Below are 4628 nucleotides of genomic sequence, written 5' to 3'. Positions count from 1 at the left end.
CCCCGCCAGTCGCGTGTGACCGGGCGTGCGGCGGGCTCGGCGACGGGGGCCGCCACGGCCTGGGCGGGTGCGGCCGCCGTCCCCTCGGCGGCCACCCCCTCGGCCCGTGCCGCGGTGCCCTCGCCGGTGCCGGCCGGCTCCGGTACGGACTCCGCCATGCTCAGCAGCCCGTGGAGCTGAAGCTCAGCCGCAGGTTCGGCAGTTTGAACCCGACGGCGGTGCTCGCGTAGTTGTGCTGGTTCAGGTGGGTCAGCGTGACGTGGTCGGCCTGCTGGCCGAACACGCCGGGGTTGCCCTTCCCGACCGGGCCGGCCTTGGTGTACGTGCTGGCGTCGCCGCCGATCTCGATGTTCTTGAACTCCGCGTCGCCGGACAGCATGTCGGAGTCGGTGGTGAGGTCGGAGGCGGTGACGGGGGTGCCGCCGTCGCCCGCGTGGATCACCAGGTTGATGCCGCCGAGGTCGACGCTCTGGCACAGGTTGGTGATCTCGGCCTTCTTGATCGCCGACACCGCGACCAGCACCTGGCCGCCGGTGGAGCCCGCGTTGGGGCTGTCGGGGATCATCGAGTCCAGCGAGCCGAACTGGGCGAAGCCCTCGCCGTCCAGCTTGTCGGCGGTGATGGTGAACGGCATGCCGGAGATGGAGAACTGGGCGGCGAGCACGCCCTGGGCGGTGAGCGCCATCAGGACGCCACCGGCCGCGATGGCCGGTACGGCCATCAGGGCGCTGCGCTTCAGCCGGACCCGTCCTCTTCTCGGCCCGCTCGGCGTCTGCGGGGTCTCGGCCGCCGTGGCGGCGTCCTCGGACATGGCCATGTGTGTGCTCCCTGTGGGTGGAATGGGTGTGCAGGCACTTGGCACGTTGTCCTGGCGCGGACAGCGTTCCCCGGCCCGACCGGGCTGTCCGCCCCTCGGCAGCGGGGCGGACCGGTCGGCGCCGGTAGGTAACTGGGAAGCTACTGCCCGGTATTGGCCGGGTCAATACAGGTGCACGAAGGATCTTCACCAATCCGCGACCCGCTTCGGCCAGTCCCGCACCCCCAGCCGCTCGGCCGCTTCCGCCGGGCCGAGGAAGGGCGACAGGCAGAACAGGCTCAACAGCGGCAGGAGCTCCAGTAGTTGTTCGGTCCGGCCGGAGTCGATCCGCCGGTAGATCGCGCTGTAGACGCCGCCGACCACGGCGTCCACCATCTCCTTCGACCCGACCCCGCCCGGAAGTTGGGGCACCTCGGCGAAGAACGAGCGGAACCTGGTCAGCAGTTGGGCCCGCTCCCGGCGGCCGGCCGGACCGACCGCCTCGATCTCGATCACCGCCATCGTGGCGAACGCCGGTGTCCCCGCCAGCAATTGCAGCATCACGCCGAGCGCCTTCCGGATGCCCCGGCACCAGTCGGATTCGGCCGCGAAGGCGGCCGCCATCCGCCGGATCACCACACCGGTGCCGTGCCGGTGCGCGGCCAGGAAGGCGTCCTCCTTGCCGTTGAACAGCTCGTAGAAGACCGGCCTGGTCACGCCCGCCGCGCGGCAGATGTCGCTGATCGTCGCGTGCTGGTAGCCGCGCTCGGCGACGGTCCGCACCAGCCCGTCCAGGAGTCGATCGCGCTGGGTCGCGGCGACCACGCCGGCGGGCAGCCGGCGCGGGCCCGGCTTGATCGAGCGGGCCGGATCGCGGCCGGTCCGGGCACCCGGCAGCAGGACCACGTCGGCTCCGCGGAGGTGTTTCCGATCCATCACCAACTCCTGTGTCCTGTATTGACATTGATGGAACACCGGGTTTACAACACTGACAGGTTTCCAACCGGCGGGCCAGCAGGCGCCCACCGGCCGGACCTCCGGGGGCTCCGCGGACCGGGGCGAAAGCCCGGGCCACGGGACCACGGCGGGGACGGGACCGCGACGGTGGCAGTCGTCGAGGGCCCCGACGGCACCGCACGTCCCCGACCGAACGGCGCGGTGCCGCGGTGTTCCACGCCGCCGTCCGTACGCAAGGCCACACGCAAGGCCACACGCAAGGCCGCACCGCAGCTCCACCGCACCGCCGTACCACCGCAGTTCCACCGCACCGCCGTACGCCCACCCTCGCGTACGTCCGCACCGCCGTACCGCACGGACGGGCCCGTGGCGCCGGGCCCGCCCGCCCTCGGCATGGGCCGAGGCATCCGGTGTGAAGACCGGAGCGCGGCCCGGAGCGCGACCCGGGGAACGGTACGAAGTCTCCGGTACGACGTCTCCGGCACCCGTCACGCCCCTCCCCCGTCGTGCACACCACCACACCCGCACGCCGGGTTTCCCCCACCCCCGTCCACCGGACGGAGAGAGGTACCCTCATGCGCATCAGCCGCACCCTCGCCACCGCCGCCCTGGCCGCACTCGCCCTCACCGGCGCGGCCGTGACCCCCGCCCAGGCCGCCGGCGCGGTCCTGACCACCGGAAGTCCGAGCGGCCCGGACGTCGCCGTCGGCGACGTGCTGACCGCCAACCTGGTCTCCGGCACCACCGCGAACTTCAACAACAGCGCCACCGGGTCGACCGGCGTCAAGTGTGCCGCCTCCTCCTTCTCGGCGACCGTCACCGCCAACCCGGCCGCGCCGGGCAGCGCCGTCGAGCGGCTCGACACCCAGACCTTCGGCTCCTGCACCTCCAACGTCATCGGTGTCACCGGCGTCAAGAGCGTCACGGTCACCAGCCTGCCGTTCACCAACACGGTCAGCGACGCCCCTGGCAACCCGGTCAAGCTCACCCCCGGCGCGGCCGGCGTGATGGGCACCACCGTGGTGCTCAACACCATCCTGGGCAGCATCAGCTGCAACTACCAGAACAGCACCGGGATCAACGGCACCACCTCGAACACCGGCAACACCATCGGCTTCGCCGGCCAGCCGTTCGCCCTGGTGTCCGGGCCGAGCCTGTGCTTCTCGACGGGCTACTTCAGCGCCACCTACGGCCCGGTGCTCGACAGCTCCGTCGCCGGCAGCCCGGCGCTCTTCGTCAACTGACGCCGGGGCCCCCACGGCCCGTCCTGACGACGGCGGCGTACGGCACCCTCACCGGGCCGTACGCCGCTGCGCCGGACCCGTCCCCGAACCGGAACGCCCGCCCCCGACCCCGGACGCCCGTCCCCGAGACAGCGAAGTGACCGGCCGGTAGGGTGGCGCCGCACGAAGACGGCGAACCGGAACGGGGCAGGCGGATGAGCGACGACGGCGGGCACGGCACGGGCTTCTTCACCTCGGTGGCGGACGCCGCCGAGCAGTTGGCCGCCACCGGCTACCTGGCCTCCACCGCCGTGGCCACCACCGTCTTCCTCGCCGACCGGCTCGGCAAGCCGCTGCTGGTCGAGGGCCCGGCCGGGGTCGGCAAGACCGAACTCGCCAAGGCGGTGGCCGCGATCGGCCGCGCCCGGCTGGTCCGGCTCCAGTGCTACGAGGGCATCGACGAGGCCCGCGCGCTCTACGAGTGGAACCACGCCAAGCAGCTGCTGCGGATCACCGCCGGCCGCGACGAGGGCTGGCAGGAGGCCCGCACCGACATCTTCGGCGAGGAGTTCCTGCTCGCCCGCCCGCTGCTCACCGCGATCCGCGGCGAGGAGCCGACCGTGCTGCTGATCGACGAGATGGACAAGGCCGACGTCGAGGTGGAGGCGCTGCTGCTGGAGGTGCTCAGCGACTTCCAGGTCACCGTCCCCGAGCTGGGCACCATCACCGCCGAGCGCCGCCCCTTCGTGCTGCTCACCTCGAACGCCACCCGCGAGCTCTCCGAGGCGCTGCGCCGCCGCTGCCTCTTCCTCCACCTCGACTACCCCGAGGCCGAGTTGGAGCGCCGGATCGTCCGGCTCAAGGTGCCCGGACTGGACGAGACGCTGGCCGAGTCGCTGGTCCGGGTGGTCGGCGCGCTGCGCGCGATGGAGCTGCGCAAGGCCCCGTCCGTCGCCGAGACCATCGACTGGGCCCGCACCCTGCTGGCGCTCGGCGCCGGCACCCTGGACGAGACGGTCGTCCGGGACACCCTCGGCGTGATCCTCAAGCACCAGGACGACGTCCGCAAGGCCGCCCAGAAGCTCACCCTCGCATGACGACGCCCCGGGAGGCCGACACCGCCGCCCGCCTCACCGGCCTGGTCCGCGCCCTGCGCGGGCACGGCCTGCGGATCGGCCCGGCCGAGACGGTGGACGCGGCCGCCGTCCTGGACGTCCTCGGCTTCGCCGACCGCGAGCAGATGCGGGCCGGCCTGGCCGCCGCCCTGCTCCGCTCGGAAGCCCAACGGACCGTCTACGACGCCGCCTTCGACCTGTTCTTCCCGCTCGGCGTCGGCACCCCGGAGGCCGTCCGGGCCGACCCGCCGCCCGTCCCCGACGACCCCGAACCGCCGCGCTTCGGCCGCCCCGACCCGCTGCGGGAGCAGCTGCGCGAGCGCCTCGCCGCCGCGCTGGCCGCCGACGACCGCGCCGCCCAGGCCCGGCTGGCCGGCGAGCTGATCGAGGCCTTCGGCCGGTACGGCACCGGAGGCTCCCCCGGCAGCGGGGGCTCCCCCGGCTCCGGCGGCTGGTCCGCCCAGCAGGCGCTCGGCCGGCTCGCCCCCGAGACGCTGCTCGCCCGCGTCCTCGCCGCCCTGCGCGAGCGGCCCGGCG

Annotated in this window: 4 protein-coding genes and 1 pseudogene; 3 read left to right on the top strand and 2 right to left on the bottom strand. The window is 73.4% G+C overall.

Annotated elements, in window-relative coordinates; genetic code table 11:
• Nucleotides 1–160 precede the first annotated feature (160 nt).
• Nucleotides 161–817 (bottom strand): DUF6230 family protein, encoded by a 657-nt coding sequence (locus AE652_RS08930; protein ID WP_049650672.1) that lies wholly within the window; start codon nucleotides 815–817, stop codon nucleotides 161–163.
• A 186-nt stretch (nucleotides 818–1003) separates the two neighbouring features.
• Nucleotides 1004–1732: a TetR/AcrR family transcriptional regulator gene (locus AE652_RS08925; protein WP_049650671.1), complete on the bottom strand. Its 729-nt coding sequence runs from the start codon at nucleotides 1730–1732 to the stop codon at nucleotides 1004–1006.
• Nucleotides 1733–2328: 596 nt separating this feature from the next.
• Here AE652_RS08925 and AE652_RS08920 point away from each other — a divergent pair.
• The 3 genes and pseudogenes from AE652_RS08920 to AE652_RS08910 all read left to right on the top strand — a co-directional run.
• Nucleotides 2329–2997, top strand: coding sequence for a hypothetical protein (locus AE652_RS08920; RefSeq protein ID WP_049650670.1), 669 nt, complete (start codon nucleotides 2329–2331; stop codon nucleotides 2995–2997).
• A 194-nt stretch (nucleotides 2998–3191) separates the two neighbouring features.
• A complete protein-coding gene (locus tag AE652_RS08915; protein ID WP_049650669.1) occupies nucleotides 3192–4073 on the top strand; it encodes a MoxR family ATPase in 882 nt (293 codons plus the stop codon).
• Nucleotides 4070–4628: pseudogene (locus AE652_RS08910) on the top strand (hypothetical protein); the annotation flags it as partial. The gene AE652_RS08915 and the pseudogene AE652_RS08910, both read left to right, overlap by 4 nt.

Origin of the sequence: Kitasatospora sp. MY 5-36, from assembly GCF_001182915.1 — a bacterium.
Classification (GTDB): domain Bacteria; phylum Actinomycetota; class Actinomycetes; order Streptomycetales; family Streptomycetaceae; genus Kitasatospora.
Note: the sequence above shows the minus strand (reverse complement) of the source record. Positions and strands in the feature narration are given on the sequence as shown.